This is a genomic window from Moorena sp. SIO3A2 (assembly GCF_010672265.1).
In the GTDB taxonomy this organism is placed as follows: Bacteria; Cyanobacteriota; Cyanobacteriia; order Cyanobacteriales; family Coleofasciculaceae; genus Moorena; species Moorena producens.
Genome location: NZ_JAAHHC010000018.1, coordinates 1 through 18,139 on the forward strand (window position 1 = coordinate 1; position 18,139 = coordinate 18,139).

Here is an 18,139-nt window from a genome sequence, read left to right on the forward strand (position 1 = left end):
AAATACGTTCTCTAATATTTCCATTTTCTTCTATTTTTAAGGCTTTTTGAAGTATTGTTTTTTGCTGTCAGATAATTTTTTGCTGGCATATTTCCTATTATTGGGTTATTTATTAATTTTTATTATACCAATTTAAATGCCGAACAGCTTAGCTTACTATAAAAAACGCTATAAATAATAATAAGATTAGTAGTATACTTATGAAAGCAATTCTATACACACAATACGGATCACCCGATGTTCTGAAGCTCAAAGAGATAGAAAAACCCATCCCTAAGGAGGATGAAGTATTAGTAAAAATTAATAGCGCATCCGCCAATGCAGGTGACTGGCATTTACTAAGAGGAAAACCCTTCTTGATCCGCATCATGGGCTTTGGGCTTCTAAAACCAAAAAACCAGATATTGGGAGCAGACATAGCAGGGCGAGTTGAAGCCGTTGGCAAAAACGTAGAGCAGTTTAAGCCAGGTGATGAAGTATTCGGGGACCTATCCGAGTGTGGTTTCGGGGGTTTTGCCGAGTATGTATGTGCTAGGGAAAGTGCATTAGTCTTGAAACCCACCAATATCACCTTCGAGGAAGTGGCAGCAGTACCCGCAGCCGCACTCACCGCCCTGCAAGGTCTTCGGGACCAAGGACAGATTCAGCCAGGCCAAAAGGTTTTGATTAATGGTGCCTCTGGTGGTGTCGGTACCTTTGCCGTCCAGATTGCCCAATCCTTCGGAGCCGAAGTGACTGGGGTGTGCAGCACCAGGAATTTAGACATGGTGCGCTCCATTGGTGCAGACCATGTTATTGATTACACTCAAGAAGATTTCACCAAAAATGGTCAGCATTATGACCTGATTCTTGATGCTGCAGCCTATCGTTCCATTTTGGATTACAAGAATATATTAACTCCCAACGGAATTTATGTCTTTGTCGGAGGTTCCATGGCACAACTTTTCCAACTTATGTTCCTAGGACCATGGATTTACATGACCGGGAGTAAGAAAATTGTGTCCCTGTTTATGGAACCAAACCAGAAGGATTTAGTGTTTATCAAGGAGCTTCTTGAAACCGGCAAAATAGCAGCTGTTATCGATAGAAGATACAGCTTAAGTAAAGTGCCTGAAGCTATCAGATATCTTGAACAAGGACACGCCCGAGGTAAAGTTGTAATAACGTTGGAAGATTAGGGAGTAGGGAGTAGGGAGTAGGGAGTAGGGAGTAGGGAGTAAGCATTCAGCCGTCAGCTGTCAGCGGTCAGCCTAATGCTTAAAATAAATCTGAAATGGGAGAATTTAATAGTTCGAGATTTTCTAGAATTGGCTGATAGCTGAACGCGCACGCGTGCGCGTAGCGCTTAAGCTGATAGCTGATTAGCTGAATTGTTCAACTATAGCCTTTCTTATGGCTATGAGGTACACAGGATTTTTGACCTATTTCCTCTTAACTCTTCCCTGCTCCCTGCTCCCTGCTCCCTGCTCCCTGTGCGATCGCTTACCAAATTACAACCCTAGGATTCCTCATCCAACGATTCCTCATCTATCGGATTACCGACATCAAAAACAATCACAAATTTAGCATCCGGCATCAGCCGTTTAAGAGCTTTTAAATGACCGTCGGCATCAGACCGGTTGCGGAACCGACCAACAACGACTCGCTGCATCTTGGGTAATAGCCGCATGATCACCCATGGATGAAGGCGCTCAGAATAAGTCATAATAAAAGTATCTCCTGTCATAGGGGACCCAAGGCTAGCCCGTAGATTTGTACGTTTCCCGGGCTAGCTCTTGAGGTGGAAGTTTTACCAACCACTCTTTTATAATAGCACAAATAATCTTTTATTGTAGCATATTTTGAAAATTTTTGTAACAAATTTGTAGGGAAGTTTTTTGGGTTTTGGTGATATTGTGATCTAGTTAGAGGTAGTATAAAAAAAATGCGATCGTTTTTTGAGAGCTTACTTATTTATAGTCATCTTCCCTATCTCCTCTTCTTGTCTAACTAATTTGCCACCCTAGCAGACCCATCTTCTCAAAATGTCCAATCGAACCTATGGAATTATCGGCACCGGTGCTATTGGCGGATTCTACGGTGCCAAACTGCAAAAAGCAGGTCATCAAGTCAGCTTTTTACTCCGTAGCGACTACCACCATGTCGCCGAAAACGGTTTAATTGTAAAATCAGTGGATGGTGATTTTACTCTGCCGGAAGTCGATGCCTACAACGATGTCAAAAAAATGCCCAATTGCGATGTAATCGTAGTAGCATTGAAGGCGACCCAAAATCATCATTTACCAGAGCTATTGCCGCCATTAATAAATGAAAATACCGTAGTGTTGCTCTTACAAAACGGCATCAATGTTGAACCAGAAATTTCCAAATTTATAGGAGAAAATACCCTAATCAGTGGGTTATGTTTTGTCTGTTCTAATAAAATAGGGCAGGGTCAGATTCACCACATCGACTATGGTATCATTACCCTAGGACAATATGCTCCTAACCATCAAGCTACTGGCATTACAGAACAAATGAGCCAAATTGCTAGGGATTTTGAAAGCGCAGGGATTCCTATTGAGTTGAGCGAAGATTTGCTGTTAGCTAGGTGGAAAAAGTTAGTGTGGAATATTCCGTATAATAGTCTTTCCGTGATTTTAAATGCCAGAACAGATGAAATCATGGCGAATCCCGATACGCGGCGTTTAGCAGAACAAATAATGGGGGAAGTGCTAGCAGGGGCAAAGAGTTGCGGGCGGATACTAGGCGACTACTTTATCCAAAAAATGCTCGACCATACCGAAAACATGAAATCTTATTTAACCAGCATGAAACTGGATTATGATGGAAAAAGACCCTTGGAAGTTGAGGCAATTGTGGGCAATCCTTTGCGGATGGCAAGGAAAGCAGGAGTTGATTTGCCCATGATTTCTATGCTTTATCGACAGTTGAAGTTTTTGGATGTTAGGAATCGGCTAGGCACTGGCCACCATAGCTAAGCATATGCGCTAAGCGAATAGTTTATGTAGTTTATGTAGGGTGGGCAGTGCATCAGATAGATTCCAAACCTTGCCATCGGTTTGCTAGGCACTGGCCACCATAGGATGAATCATAATGGTTATACAGCTCAGTAGTTTATGTAGGGTGGGCAGTGCATCAGATAGATTCCAAACCTTGCCATTTGATTGATAGGCACTGGCCACCATAGGATGAATCACAATGGTTATACAGCTCAGTTAAAGGTAATTCCTAATCTAGATTTGGTAATCAAAAAAAAGTAGAGACTGTATCAATAAAATCTCTACCGAATCTCACCCTATTGGCCACAAATTAAGGCAAAAGGCAATAGGCAAAAGGCAATAGGCAATAGGCAATAGGCAAAGGGGTTTAAAGTAATCATATCCCCATCTTATTAAGGGAGAGGGTATCTCTACTCCCTGTTCCCTGTTCCCTGATCCGAAGTTCCCTACTCCCTACTCCCTATTCCCTTTTACCTACACAGTCACCGAAGGTTTATTACTGACATTTTCCACTAAATTGTCAGCAATCCCAGTCTCAGGAAATGCGCGCTTAATCACATAGGATTCTAACAATGTACGCAGCCAACTTGGACACCAGCGACGCTGACAGAACTCCAATAACTTTCTCTCGAAACTCCCCTCTTGAGTTGACCACTTAGCCGGGAGTTGACGATTCTCAATCACCCACCTCCAAATCGACCACATTGAAGGATCATCCTTACCCAAATTCCACTTTTTGACTTGACGATTGAACACATCTCGTACAGATTCTTCATTCCATTTAAATACGTAAAATGGCACATCATCCTGGTCAAACCGAGTGATCTGTCGAGGATTGAGGAAAGTGATTCTAGATTTAGGTTCCAGGAAAATTGTCTCGCCTAAGTCCGTTGCCTGCATACATAAATCAGTATGACTCGCCAAGCTATCAAAGATTTCATCCAGTTCAATAGACTTGATCAGAGAATGACGAGCTAGGATACAATGAAACTCTACAGAATCTACTGGGGTACGATGTAAATCCTGCTCAACATCCCGTAATTGAGTACCATAGAGCAACTGCTTTTGCTCAAACCACTTTTTACCATGCTTTCTTTGGTGAAACTTGGTTTTAATCCCAGCAACATGTACCTCAATATCCGGAGAGCCTGGTTGCCCCTGTAAAATTAGAGGAGCAACAATACCAGCTTGCTCTTGTTCAGCACACTCAACCAAACGTTTTAACCAACCAGGCTCTACAATCACATCATTGTCAATAAAAACAATGTAATCCGCATCCTTAACAAACGGTAGAGCTATGTTACGAGCAACATTCGATCTCAAATAGCGTCCGCGATGGATCAAAGTCATGAATTCGTGTTTATCTGCCTGCTGTTGCAGATACTCATGCACTTGGGATGGAGCATTACCATCTACATAGATTAGGTCAAAAGGATAAGAGGAATAATCAGCAATAATACTGTCTAGGGAAGGCTTTGTTAAACTAAACCGCTCCCTCTGAGTCACGATTAATGTTACCTTAGATAAACCCATAAGCTGATAGATTAACCACGTTATGATGTGCTTAAAGTGTATCAGTTACAAGCAAAAAAAGCCCACTACTTTAGTATTACTAAATCAAGAAATTCTGGATAATTATCGCCGTTCTTATAGTAATTCTGACTCCCCATCTCCCTATCTCCCCATCAGGGTAGGTTTTTTACTTTGACCTCAGGTGTGGGGTGACCGGGTGTGGGGTGACCGGGTGTGGGGGATAAGAAAGCGATGCAGCGCTTTTTCAGGTGCGACCCGTGGCGAATTTAATTCTTAATAGGTCAAGCGCACCTAAGTTGTTTTCCTTTTCTTATCCCTGTGTACCGCCCCCGACCGGTCAGGGGTTGGGGGTGGGTTTGACCCAAATGTAAAAAACCTACCCAAGTGAGCTACTCCCTACTCCCTACTAAATTCGCCCATTCTCGATTCTAAATTCTAAATTCTAAATTCTAACTTCTAACTTCTAACTTCTAACTTCTAAATTCCCCACACCTCCCACACCTCCCACACCTCCCACACTTCCCTATCTTTCCCGACTCCCGATTCCCGACTCCCGATTCCCGACTCCCTAGTCCCTACTCCCTACTCCACTAGTAACTTTATGGTTCTCTGCTGGGGTTTGAGCCACAGGAGTATCTACCGCTGAATACCCCCTCCCAGTATCCACCGGAACAGGGGGTTGTAGCTGCTTGATATCGTTGATAACTGCTCCCAACAGTACCTCGTTTTCATCTAACTCTTCGATTACCTGAGATAAAATACTTCCCTGGGTATAGCCTGGTCGAGTAACTAACACAATCCCATCAGTAAATGGTTGTAGTAATAGGGCATCATTACAACGGGAGAGACTAGGCGAATCAACTACAACAAAATCAAAGCGACCACGAGCATCTTCCAGCAAATGCTTCATTTCACTCGATTCTAGGATCCCCGCAGCTTTGCGCAGGGGCCCAAGACTAGGGAGAATGTAGAGATTTTCAAAATCTTGGGCTAAATGAATACATTCACTCTTAGAGCCATAGAAGCGCAAAGGTTCCAGTGGAGCGTCCATCAGGTGAATCACTTCTTGAGCTTGAGCTACAGAATGCGATCGCAAATCCCCTTCTACCAACAGAGTACGCATACCGGCTTGGGCAGATGCGATCGCTAAATTGTAAGCCACGATCGTCTTTCCTTCATTCCCTGCCGTACTAGTCACCAACACCACTTTTACCGCAGGTTCCTCCCGCAGACGAAGATTAGTGCGGAACCGTTCGTAGAACTCCAACTCCAAAGCCTCTGGTTGGGTTATTATCGCAGCTTCACCCCGGTAGGACTTGAGGCCGATTGTCGGTAAATCCCCCAGTAATGGCACACCATTGTCCCGAAGTATGGGCTTAACATCCTCTGGCGTGTATAAAGTATTATCCAGGGTTGATAGCAGCAGAATCACACCAGCACCTACAACAATACCGATTACACCACCTATTGCCAAAGTAACGATCGGATTACTTTCTGTCTGGGCCTGAAGTGCTCTCGGTTCTGAAATCCCAGCGATCGCAAGACTACTCTCAGTCTCCGCCTCTGCTATTTTGCTATCTGCTAATGCCGCCTGCAACCGATTGTAAAATTCCTGCTTAAAAGCAACTTGCTGAGCCAGTCGCCCTCGCTCCAGCTGCTTATTGGGCAGCTGCTGATATTGCTGTCTTAGTTCTTTTTCCGTTCTTTGGGTAGCTGCCAACTGCCGTTGAAGTGATTCCCGCTGGGTTTGCAGAGCTACCAACTGATTAGCCAGTGCCTGCCGTGCTGGGTCCAGGGTACTGTCTTGGCGGATTTGACTGGGCAATGGAGAGGTAAACCCATTACCACCGAGAACTTCAGCCGCACGTGCCTGAAGTAAGGTCTCATAAGTCTGTTGCTGTTTGCGCAACTCAATCATAGTTGGATGTTGCGGACGCAACTGCCCCTTGAGCAGTTCCATCTGTGTCTCAGTATCCAGAATCTGAGCTCGCAGACTAGCAATAATCGGGTCAGCACTAAGGGCAGAAGACGTGTAAGCTTGGTCAGGGGTCAAACCTAGCCGTTCGATTAGGCTAGAATATTGAGCCTCAACCCCCTCTAGCTGTATCTCGAGACTACGTTGTTGCTGTTGGCTACCAGTAATTCCACCCACTAACGTCCCATCTTGAGCAGCAAATAAAGCTGGTCCTTGTAGGCGGTCATACTGTTCCAGTTTTTGTTCCGCTTCCCTTAGTTCCGCCTCCGCCTTAGGTAAACGTTCTTCTATCACTTCAATAATCCGTCTTAGTTGTGATGTGTTGATAAAACGGCTCTGTTCCACCATTTTCTTCATCAGCATGTCAACGATGGCTGCAGAAATTTCCTTATTCTTATCCCTATAGATTACCGAAATAAATTGTGCTCCTTCTGCTTTTGGCAATTTCACCTGTGTATTTTTAACAATGTCTTTGGAGCTGACTTGCATCCCAGCTGCTACTTCCTTCACCACATTGTCTGCCAGCAGCGTTCCCTGTGTCAGCACTTGTTTACCTTGTTCTGAAATCTGTACCCCTGTCTGGGAAAATACTTTCACAGGAGTGGTATATATCAAGCGACCTTCAGCTCGGTAAATCGGAGGTGGCGTTGGCTGTATAGCCACAATCCCGGATATGCCAGTAATCAGGAAAAACGTGGCAAAGCCGATTAACTTATGCTGATTGAGAGCAATCAGGTAACGTGTGACAAAAGGGGGAGTCATAAGTTGTTTCCGCTATTGTTAAGGCAGCAGTCATAGAAAAATCCTGTAGCCTATTCCTATTTTTACCGCTGAGTCAACAGGGACTCTGAGCACCAGTTACAAACCGAGACAGGTAGTGGAGTTTTCTGTCCATTCATTAAGGTATCCGGAGATTTTCGTGCTGTCGATGGAAAAGCTAACACACCAGGGGAGAGGTACCATGGATTTCTGCTCCTGTCATACCCAAACCTTATCAAAACAGTTCTGGTATTTCCTCAAAAAACCTCCGGAATCCCAGAAAATCGTTGAAGGGTCGAGTCACTAGACTCAGAGCGGCAGAAATCTTAGCAACAAGACTTCGACCCACCACGATCACATCTTCATCTTGAAGTGGCACGTTTTGGGAAACATCACCCTTTAGTAGCTTTTCTCCGTCTAGTTTTTGAGTCACCGCTTTGCCCTGTTCTGGATCAAAACGAATTAAGGCAATGCTATCCAAGTCAGCATCATCTGGGTTAGGAGAAATTGCTGTTAAGGCATCAATAAACGTACTACCATTAGCTAATGTCAAGTTGCCAATCGTCCCATTAGGATAGCTCAACACTCGAACGCTGATTTGTTGTTGAGCTAGGTTAGAACGAGCTACCAGCTGCCTATCATAATCGGTAGTATTACCCACCTCCAACTTTCGCACAATAATAGCATCCCCATCCCGGAGGTTCAATTCCGATGGAGTTGTCCCATTTTGCAGCGGTGTCAGCAAGTCAATTTCTCGCTCAATGATAGAATTATTCACCACCGACTTACGACGAATCAAAATAGTCCGCAAATCAGCAATGGTAGTCGTACCACCCGCAGCAGTAAGGGCTTGATTCGGTTGAGTTCCTGCTGGCAGGGGGTAATAGCCTGGTCGAAACACCTCACCACTCACCGTAATCTGAACAGCCGGTGTACTCAGTAGGCTCACAACTACTTCAGGATCAATCACAAATTCATTTAAGACCTTTTGAATTAAATCTTGAGCCGCCTCTAGAGTAAGTCCCACCACTCGTAGCTTACCGAACAGCGGTACCACAATATTTCCGTCAGAATCAATAGCACTTTGAAAAGCCAGATTCGGAAAGTTTGTCACACTCACTGCGATTACATCTTCTCGCCCTAGGTAGTGGCGATTAAATTCATCAGATGGACTCACCTGTGACAGAGTCTCTGGGTAGCCCAAAGGAGGTAACATTTCCTCCAACTGTTCCAATGGATTCTCCTCTGAGACCGGTTCAGGGTTGCTCAACGGTGGTGGCGGTGGCAACGTTTCCGTTACCTTTATGGTCTCAGGAGTGGTCTCAGGGGTGGTCTCAGGGGTTTCCAGTTCAGTCCTTTCCCTTTCCCCTGATTCAACAGTTTCCGTTGTTTCCCGTTCCATGGAACTAAACGTAGGCAACTGAGCGCGATCGCTAATCCCATCCCCAAGATTTTGCACCGATGTCGGTAAATTTCCGACAAGCTTAGCCCAACCAGGGCTAAGCCAGACTCCAGAACTAACCAGCCATAATAATACGGTACCCCCAAACAAAGATAAAGTAAGAACTTGGTTGCCAAACCTGTGGGTGTCAGTTGTCATGTTCCAATGGTCAAATATAATCTCAAGTCTGAAATCTCAAGTCTGAAGTGGCAAGTCTAAAATGATAAGTCTGAAGTGGCAAGTCTGAAGTGGCAAGTCTGAAGTGGCAAGTCTGACGTTTAACTTCTAGTTGTGGATAAACTTTTTAGTCAACCCTAAGTGTTCCAGCAATAAATCCATTTCATCCTTTATCCTTGATCCCTCATCCTTGAGCCTTCATCTTGAATCCTTCATTCTTCATCCTTCATCCTTGAGCCTTCATCTTTGATTGTTGATCCTTCATACTTTGTATACTACTAGCTTCCTCAGCCAAAGGATCGCTCATCAAAGCAGTTTGAATCATTTTACTGAGAGATTCGGCTATTGGCCTAGAATTTTCAATATCACCCAAAGGTTCTATGGGAATTTGGATATTCACCGCAACCCAAGGCACCCGTTTGCGATGTAACTGGGCCAGTTGATCAACCCAGAACCAACGGCTAGGAGCAGGATTACCACCCTCTGGCCAGGCATACCATTGTACTATCGCGAAGGTTTGCCGCTGATTCCAGGCACGAAAGAAACGGGCGTTAACAACACTTTTGGGGTGGCTTTTGGGCTTGGTTGTGATGGTCGGATCAGCCTGGGTCTTCCCCTCAACATCAGATGTGTTGACCACAAACTTGATTTGGCTATAAGAATCGATCTTCCATTGTCCCGATCTTTGTCTCATAAATCCGCTAATATCTTCCCATTCTACCTGTGGCTGGGATTTAGGACCATTTTGGGGAAGCAAAAATAACCACACTGGTTTTTGTTGATCCTGCTCTATGAACTGCAAAGACCATTTATGGCCGCCAATCCTGATGGTTTGTTGCTTAACAGTTTGCCAGTCAGATAGTTCTATTCCTGTCTTGCGGATAGCTTTTATCTTTTGGAGGTTAGTCACTGGTGGCAGTTTTGCCCAAGGCCAGTTTCCTGTCCAGTAACCCGGTACTGCTCCCATTATTACCAAGACTAACAGCAACACCAGTAAGACTCCCCTGGAGATTTGCCAGGGCTGGATTAACTTTATTAAACTTACTGATTTCATCATTCTATAGCCTTTATCAGACTTATGAGGTACACATAATTTTTTTCCCTATTCCCTGTTCCCAGATCCGCTGTTCCCTAAAATCCCAAAATTGTGTACCTCACCCAATTAAAAACTATAACGTTTAATCTTCATTGTTAGCCAAGGGAGTCAAGTTTGGTGTCTGAGGGAAAGTATTTTTCAATGAACTTCATTAATAGAACCAGCATCACTAACATCATGGCTGAATAGAGGTCACCGCCCCAGCTTTCATGGAGCCAATGAAATGCGTTATCTTGTCCACTGCCATGGAAAAAGGTAAGCACACTATTGCGGACAATATTAGCACTAACACTTATAACCACCGCACCAGATAACAGCCAAATAGTCTTTAGGCGTGACTCAATAGCACCGCTCCAGTAAAGCAACATCAAACTCACATACAGGCAAGTAAATAACATCTTAAGACCAGCACAGTGGGGCGCTACCTCAACAATTCGTTCACTTACGAACAAGTTAATCCCTTCCAGTCTGACATTCATCCCAAACTGAGTCAGAATAAAGGCAGCCATGGCAGCAATAAAGCGTTGTAGGGGCAAGATATAAGGTTCAATCAAATAGGGAACTGCTGTTGGAGTTGCCAAAGCCACTAGCAGCAGGGGAAAACTTTGTAGCTTAAAGCCACCAATCCCTTTTAACCATAGGCTCATACCAGCTAAAACCATGGGAAACGATAAATTTACCAGTTCTGATTGACCGCTAAGATAGCTTACTGCTCCAATTATCAGTAAGACTACACCAAAGGGATGGGCTGTATCAGTCAGCTTATGCCACCGTCGTCGGTTCGTCCAGACAATATGGGCAGCAAACGGTAGCCCAATCAAACCATGGCTAAAGTATTCATGGGTAATGCTGATACTTTTGTTGAGCCAGCCATTATACCAATGCATCAGCACAGGACCATAAATAATGACTAGTAAAACGATGATACAACCGTCCAGTAGATAGCGATCAATGGCAATAGGAATTTTGCGTCCAATTTGCATAGTTTAATGATTAATAACTAATGGCTCAAGCACGCCTAATAAATTAGCTAACCCATCAACAACCTGCTCAATCTGCTCCTTGCTCAAGTTGGGATAAATTGGTAGAGATAAAATCTCATTGCACAGAGCTTCGGCATGGGGAAAGTCACCGGCTTGATATCCCAAGTATTTGTAAGCTGGCTGGAGATGGCAAGGAATTGGATAATGAATACCGGTTTGAATTCCCACTGAGGCCAGAGCATCCTGGATGCTCTGTCGGTTAAAGGGACATTGTTGACCCACCCTAATCACATAAAGGTGGTAGACATGACCTGACCCGCTGTGGTTTTCTATGGGCACAATCCCGTGACCTTCCAAAGCCTTGAGTAGATTGTCGTACTGCCCAGCTGCCCAGTAGCGTGACTGGTTCCACTCAGTCAAATAAGGCAGTTTGACATTGAGGATAGCAGCTTGTAACGTGTCTAAACGGCTATTTTTGCCGATATCGGTATGAAAATATTTGCGAGGTGCCCCGTAATTGCGAAGCGATCGCACTTTTTCTGCCACAGTAGCATCATTAGTGATTACCATGCCACCGTTACCAAAGGCACCCAAGTTTTTACTGGGGTAGAAACTAAATGCTGCCGCCTTGCCCACAGAACCAGCATAATAATCCTCTCGCTGTGCTAAGTGAGCTTGTGCTGCGTCTTCAAAAATCAGTAAGTTGTGGGCATCAGCAAATGCGATTAACTCACTCGGGGATACCATCTGACCGTAAAGGTGCACAGGGACAATTGCCTTGGTTTTGGCTGTAATGGCTTGTTTGGCAATATTGAGATCAATTAGGGCAGTAAGGGGGTTGCAATCCACCAAAATTGGCGTAGCACCAGCAGCTATGATCCCAATCACTGTAGCGATAAAAGTGTTAGCAGGACAAATCACTTCATCCCCAGCACTAATGCCACAGGCTTGTAATCCGAGTGCGATCGCATCGGTGCCAGATCCCACCCCGATACCGTATTGGACACCACAAGCAGCCGCAAATGCTGTCTCAAAATTCATCAAGGCTTTACCAAGAACAAAATCTCCCTGCTGCACTACAGATTGAATTGCCTGGTCTAGCTCAGTTTGAATAGGTCGGTGTTGTTGAGCTAGTGAAACGAAGGGAACTTTGACCGGAACTTGGTAACTCATCTATTTGTATAGGAATTGATAGTACACTGTATCAGGGTTAACAGCAAAGATTCACATCATTCTTCTCTTCTTGAATGTAAGTCGAATTCCACATGAGTTAACACACTATAACTGTCAAGATTTCGTAAAGTTTTAGCCACTGGTAGGAGTGAGGAATTGGGGCTTTGACCATAGCAGAAGTTCACTGACTCTCGGAACATGGTATATAGATAAAGCGATCAGCCAATGAGGTGTAAGCTTAAGAGTTTTCGTGGTTTGTCCGCCATTGTCCCATCCCCGGTTTACCCATCCCTACCGTTCTTGATTACAGCGTTCCCAAAACCATCGTGGCATGACACATCATCACCAAAAACCATCAAACATCTTACCCAAAAGTGGGCTTTTACTTTACTTTAGGGGGAATTGGGTAAGATTTTATGGTTCTGAATTCCTCTGGTTTACCAAACTTAGTCATGAAGGAGTGCTGAGTACAGAGTGTGGTGAATATCCCCTGCTGACCAATCCGGTTGCTTCGCGCTTATTCGTTGGACTAAGCACCGTGCTGTTGCGGACGCTTATTTTTGTAAGCCTGGGTCTTATCTTCCCTTTTCTTTACCATTTATTCACAAATTTCTTCACAAAGTCTTTACTGATTTTTTATTTTGGGCTAACCACTTAAGTCAAGATAGTTAGGAGACCCCTTTCCTTGATAGCCTGATTCCAAATCCATGTTTATAGCCCCCTATCTTGATGCACTAGCTGATGGGGGTTTCCACATTATTTACCAAAACTAGCTCCTAGGTAGGTAAGGGATTTCAGATTTCTCGATAGAGTGTTATAAGAATTTTACATTTTCACATTTGATTAACATAATCTTTAAAATTATATAATTGAAAATTAATAGCTGTTTCTGATAAGCTTTCCGGTAGTTCCTTTAGAAAAACAGGTAGTGGGGCATGGTAACATAGCTCGAATCAATTTTTTCCTATGGTCTTATAGAGTTTCCATTTTATTTTTGAACAAAGCACCCTCTTGAAATAATACTTTCAGCTAGTTTGGCGTTCACAACTCATTTATAGCTATATATAAAATATATACCCTTATAATATAGAGATGCATCGCTATGAAAACATCAACACTTAAAAAAGTATCTAAAATTACAGCAGGAGTGCCATTTATGAATCTATTTACATCGGTTATGTATCTGCCTACGAATCTAGTGGTCAGTGCAGTTAATCCCTTAAAGTATCCAGAGAGTAATTTATTTAAATAAATCTTGGCTTCATTTTTTTTATTTAGCGCAAATTTATATCGTTATGTAATGGTATTTTTACCAGAGTTATCATCAATAATCAAGAAGGTAGCATACCAAGTATTTATATTATAAAATTGACGATGGCTAAGATGGCATCAGGAGTCCAACCAGTGAGTATGATAGTTTTGATACCTATATGAATAGAACCAAGAACAGGGAATGATCAGCTGGAGCTATCCTAAGCCTGAGGACTAATTATTGCCTGCTAAAGAAGGTCATAATAATTGAGTTTTTCTGTCTGTATTCTTAGAGATAAGAGCGCCTAAGCGCGTCTGTCTAACCTACTGCTCTATTGAGAGTAATAGCTTTTGGTATATTCGGTGTTGGTTCAATGCATAAGCATCAACAGACAAAGCCGATTGAGTATCTAGTCATCAAGGCTATAACGTCGAAAATTAAACCAAACGCTTTGAATGAGTAAAGTTTAAATTTTTCTCTTAAAGGTGAAAATTCAAACAGTAAAGTATGTAGGGTAATTAGACACCAGTTGCTAAGTAACTGATAGATAGAACTAACTAGATATAGTGTTTCTCAATGAATTGTAAAAAGCGATGCATCGCTTGTCCACCTGTCAAATCTTAACTTGACAGACTACTCGCTCTACCAATAACGTTCATGCGCATATTAATCTACTCCTATAATTATCATCCTGAACCCATAGGCATTGCCCCATTAATGACGGAACTAGCAGAAGGTTTGGTCAAGGCAGGACATCAAGTACGAGTCGTCACTAGTATGCCGAACTATCCCCAGCGCTGTATCTATGATAAATATCAGGGTAAGTGGTATCTGACTGAAGAAAGAAATGGAGTAATAATTCAACGCTCCTATGTCTGGATTCGACCAAAGCCTGGTGTAGTGACACGGATACTACTGGATGGTAGCTTCGTGGTGACTAGTTTGATTCAGGCTTTCCAGGGCTGGCGACCTGATGTAATTCTGCTGACAGTACCGTCGCTGCCGGTTAGTGTGCCAGCTGCTTTACTCGGTTGGTTGTACAACTGCCCAGTATTACTGAATTTACAGGATATTTTGCCAGAAGCTGCTGTACAGGTTGGTCTAATTAGAAACAAACTAGCCATCCGTATCTTTGAAGCTTTAGAGAAGTTTGCCTACCACACTGCTCATAGAATCAGTGTTATTTCTGAGGGATTCGTTGACAATTTAGTCAGTAAAGGAGTACCTAAAGACAAAATTACCTGTATCCCCAACTGGGCGAATGTTAATGTTATCCGTCCCTTACCCAAAGAAGGAAATTCGTTTCGCACTGCTTACCATCTTGATGGCAAGTTTGTAGTACTGTATTCCGGTAATATTGCCCTGACTCAGGGATTGGAAACAGTAGTGAAGGCGGCTACTCTGGTCAGGCATATTCCAGAAATTGTCTTCGTCATTGTTGGAGAATCTAAGGCTCTACAGCAGCTACAGCAAGACTGTCAGACTTGCAAGGCTAGTAATGTCAAGCTTTTACCTTTCCAACCCCGAGAGAAGTTACCAGAAATGTTGGCAGCAGCAGATATAGGTTTAGTTGTGCAAAAGCGTAACGTTGTTTCCTTTAATATGCCCTCAAAAATTCAAGTGCTATTGGCTTGCGGACGACCCATCATTGCTTCTGTGCCTTTGAATGGAACTGCAGCGCGAGTTGTTCGAAAAAGTGGTGGCGGTGTAGTGGTACCACCACAACAGCCCCAGGCTTTAGCATCTGCAATTGTCGAATTGTATGAAAATCCTGAGCAGGGGGTATCTCTAGGTCAACAAGGTAGAAAATTTGCTCTGAAGCACTTCGCCTATCAAAACGCTCTCAACCGCTATGAAGCACTATTAACTCAAATTACTAAGAAGCCTAACCATAATTCACTGATTGAATTACAGCAGTTTTCAGATTTATAACCTAGGTCAGACCAGATAAACCAAATCAGATCCTGTCCCGTGGTACGTGGTAGTGTTCACCGATACTACTGGACTGGATCTCATCATCCAATTGGGAACTTCTATATATTTATATGTTTTCCCCTTGGCCTTTTACACCCAAGCCTTTTGACTTATTTCGTGCTGCTTCCAAGAGTAAACGTTGCTCAGCACGAGTAATTGCCTGGTAAGTCCCTTCCACATCTTTAACATCAACAGAAATCGAAGTAATTCCCCACTGCACCAACAAATCAATGAGTTCCGGATCCTGAACCGTAGCTTGACCACAAATTGAGCAAGGAATACCAGCTTCCTTTGCCATTTCGATTAATTGCTGAATTGCTTGCTTGACCACTGGATGGCACCCTGCCACCAGTGTTTCCAACTGCCTCTGTTCCCGATCAGCTCCTAGTAAAAGTTGCGTCAAATCATTAGTACCAATAGAAATTCCTTGAACACCTGCTCTAACATAGTCTGGTAGCAGAAACAACACAGATGGTACTTCTGCCATAATCCAAAGTTGAAAATCAGGATTATCAGTAAGTCCTACCTGTTCTACCCGACGGCGGCAAAAGGTAAACTCTTCCACAGTACGTACAAAGGGCAAAATCAGCCGTAAATTCCTGCAGCCGTAAGCATAAACCTCCTGTAAAGCTGCCAGTTCTACATCAAAGCTAGCTGGGTCACTCAGATAGCGACGAGTGCCACGTAGACCAAGCATCGGGTTAACTTCCGCTTCCGTTACCAGGTGATCCCCACTCAGGGATGGAAATTCATGGGAGCGCCAATCCGTGGAGCGATAAAATACAGGACGTGGTGCCAAGGTAACCGTAAATTGAACAATTAACTGAGCCAAGCGTTCTACCAACTCATGTTCATTGCCCTGTCTGTGCCACTGACTGGGGTGCAGATTATTCAAAATCTCCAACATCATCAGTTCTGAACGCAATAACCCCACTCCATCCACTGGCAAACCCACAATTTTTTCTAGGGAGTCCCGCTGGCTAAGATTAACCAATAGTTGAGTAGCAATGGGGAAAGTATTTTGAAAGTTAGAAGGTTGAAAGTTTACTTTTGCTTCCCTTTCTCTTAATCCTGAGCCATGCAATTTTTCAACCGGAAACCCTTGCTTAGTTCCTAGCCGATAAACTTCCCCCTGTCCCCCATCCACGAGTAGAGACTCCCCAGTTTCTACAATTTGGGTAATACCAGCCGCACCCACAACACAGGGAATACCAAGTTCTCTAGCAATAATCCCAGCATGACTAGTTATCCCTCCTTGTTCAGTAATAATAGCGGCTACGTGCTTGAGCCCAGGTAGCCAGTCAGGAGAAACACTTTGGGCAACCAAAATTCTACCAGAGAGGATTGCTGAGACGTTTTTGCCCTCACCCGATATCACATGAGCAGTGGCTTTAACTCTTCCTGGTGCTGCGGGTAATCCTCTCACAAGCATAGGCGTGATGGATGGGTTGACAGTGTGTTCACTAGAGTTGCTCCCAATGGAGTCCGATGAGGCTTCAAGCACATTGGGTCGGCTACTCACTTGTACAGACGTAAACAGCTTGCCGTAGGAAGTAGTAGAACCAACAGAGTAAGCTACATTGGAAGCATGATGTAACGGTTCAACCCTCAACTGGCTAGCATCCCACTTTTGCCCAGTTTGAGCACTAAATTTCGTAATTTGTAACTGTGGTTCTGAGTTTTCTGAGGTTTGCCATAGTGTCCACTCTAGGGAAAAGGTAGGACTAATATCAGCAACTAGACGCTGACTGATAGTAATTAGCTCTTGGAGGTATTTATCCTTTAGGGTGTACTGTTTTTGTTGCTCCTCACTGAGTAGATAGGCTTGCACAGTGTTCTGGGTTAGTGATAATGAGTCTGGTTCCAGACACAACCCATAGGCACGGGTTTTACGACCCAGTCGTGAGGCTAGCACAATACCAGTTTCGATCTCAATTTGGTAATAGTCTGGCACTACTTCCCCCTTCGCCAATGCAGTACCTAACCCCCAAGTCGCTTGGATGTAACCCTCAGCTTGGTTAATCTGGAGTTTACCAGAAGCGATCGCATCCCACATCGGTTGTATCAAGACTGCCAAATTGAGCTGCTGGAGACCAATACTATGCCGTTGCCAGTAAAATAGACTTCTGGCGCGAAATAGTTCTGCCCAAACCTGTTTTAAAGACAGTTCCATTGCGAGTGGTTGCCTAGGGCAAATATAGGATCCCAAAATTTTCTCTGGTAAGGTTGAAAAAATCTGGGGTTGATCTAATCTTGCCACTTCAGTTTCCCCAGTGTCCTGCTCAATTCCCGACCCTGGTGATGTCATGGATAAGGAAGGGTGAAAAATTGTTGCTGGGGCGAGTGTAGTTTCTGCTATCTCGGATAGGGTTGATGCCAACACCGAACCTAAAGTCGCCCCTTGAATTTTGTGACGAATTTGCTGAGCCACTTGCTGTAGCTGGCGAGGATTGTCTACATCTACGTAAAGATAAGAAGAAGGTAAATCAGCTAACAGGGGTTCAGACTCACCTAAAATTGCGATAAATTCCCACAATGCCTTTGCACTCACCACAAAGCCAGGTACAACCGGATAATCCCGTTGCCAGAGCTGACTTAAGTTAAAGGCTTCATTGCCCACCAAGGGATAGTCTGAAGGTTGAATCAGATCAAGAGAGTAAAGATTATCCACAAATCGCCGCCTAATCCTGTTATTCCTCCGGGATTTTGGCATCATATCTTGAAGGCATAATATCTCTTACCATTAATCACGTCGTATTCACCTAAATCGTTAA

11 protein-coding genes are annotated in these 18,139 nt (G+C 43.8%); 3 read left to right on the top strand and 8 right to left on the bottom strand.

Annotation, left to right across the window (positions count from 1 at the left end; genetic code table 11):
* The first annotated feature begins 200 nt into the window (after positions 1-200).
* Complete coding sequence (locus F6K64_RS20550; RefSeq protein WP_008185833.1) at positions 201-1,178, top strand: NAD(P)-dependent alcohol dehydrogenase; 978 nt, start codon at positions 201-203, stop codon at positions 1,176-1,178.
* Between the two features lie 320 nt (positions 1,179-1,498).
* Here the strand turns inward: F6K64_RS20550 and F6K64_RS20555 are convergent, their stop codons facing one another.
* On the bottom strand, positions 1,499-1,705 hold the full coding sequence (locus F6K64_RS20555; RefSeq protein WP_044493665.1) for an SPOR domain-containing protein: 207 nt from the start codon (positions 1,703-1,705) through the stop codon (positions 1,499-1,501).
* A 319-nt stretch (positions 1,706-2,024) separates the two neighbouring features.
* On the opposite strand from F6K64_RS20555, the gene F6K64_RS20560 reads away from it, so the two are divergent.
* Entirely contained in the window at positions 2,025-2,981 is a 957-nt protein-coding gene (locus tag F6K64_RS20560; protein ID WP_008185827.1) for a putative 2-dehydropantoate 2-reductase, read from the top strand.
* A 495-nt stretch (positions 2,982-3,476) separates the two neighbouring features.
* Here F6K64_RS20560 and F6K64_RS20565 read toward each other — a convergent pair whose 3' ends face one another.
* The 6 genes from F6K64_RS20565 to F6K64_RS20590 all read right to left on the bottom strand — a co-directional run bounded on the left by F6K64_RS20565 (position 3,477) and on the right by F6K64_RS20590 (position 12,139).
* Positions 3,477-4,508, bottom strand: coding sequence for a glycosyltransferase family 2 protein (locus F6K64_RS20565; protein WP_048815269.1), 1,032 nt, complete (start codon positions 4,506-4,508; stop codon positions 3,477-3,479).
* Positions 4,509-5,103: 595 nt separating this feature from the next.
* Complete coding sequence (locus tag F6K64_RS20570) at positions 5,104-7,272, bottom strand: GumC family protein (protein WP_008185824.1); 2,169 nt, start codon at positions 7,270-7,272, stop codon at positions 5,104-5,106.
* 232 nt (positions 7,273-7,504) lie between these two features.
* The gene (locus F6K64_RS20575) at positions 7,505-8,869 is read right to left on the bottom strand and encodes a polysaccharide biosynthesis/export family protein (protein ID WP_008185823.1); all 1,365 of its coding nucleotides are present in this window, start codon (positions 8,867-8,869) and stop codon (positions 7,505-7,507) included.
* Between the two features lie 244 nt (positions 8,870-9,113).
* Positions 9,114-9,944 (bottom strand): cyanoexosortase B system-associated protein, encoded by an 831-nt coding sequence (locus F6K64_RS20580; RefSeq protein ID WP_044493607.1) that lies wholly within the window; start codon positions 9,942-9,944, stop codon positions 9,114-9,116.
* Between the two features lie 134 nt (positions 9,945-10,078).
* Positions 10,079-10,966, bottom strand: coding sequence for a cyanoexosortase B (gene crtB, locus F6K64_RS20585; RefSeq protein ID WP_008185821.1), 888 nt, complete (start codon positions 10,964-10,966; stop codon positions 10,079-10,081).
* 3 nt (positions 10,967-10,969) lie between these two features.
* On the bottom strand, positions 10,970-12,139 hold the full coding sequence (locus F6K64_RS20590) for a DegT/DnrJ/EryC1/StrS family aminotransferase (RefSeq protein WP_008185820.1): 1,170 nt from the start codon (positions 12,137-12,139) through the stop codon (positions 10,970-10,972).
* A 1,909-nt stretch (positions 12,140-14,048) separates the two neighbouring features.
* Here F6K64_RS20590 and F6K64_RS20595 point away from each other — a divergent pair.
* Positions 14,049-15,323, top strand: coding sequence for a glycosyltransferase family 4 protein (locus F6K64_RS20595; RefSeq protein ID WP_008185819.1), 1,275 nt, complete (start codon positions 14,049-14,051; stop codon positions 15,321-15,323).
* Between the two features lie 109 nt (positions 15,324-15,432).
* On the opposite strand, the gene F6K64_RS20600 is transcribed toward F6K64_RS20595, so the two are convergent.
* Positions 15,433-18,036 (bottom strand): putative PEP-binding protein, encoded by a 2,604-nt coding sequence (locus F6K64_RS20600; RefSeq protein ID WP_008185818.1) that lies wholly within the window; start codon positions 18,034-18,036, stop codon positions 15,433-15,435.
* Between the last annotated feature and the right edge of the window lie 103 nt (positions 18,037-18,139).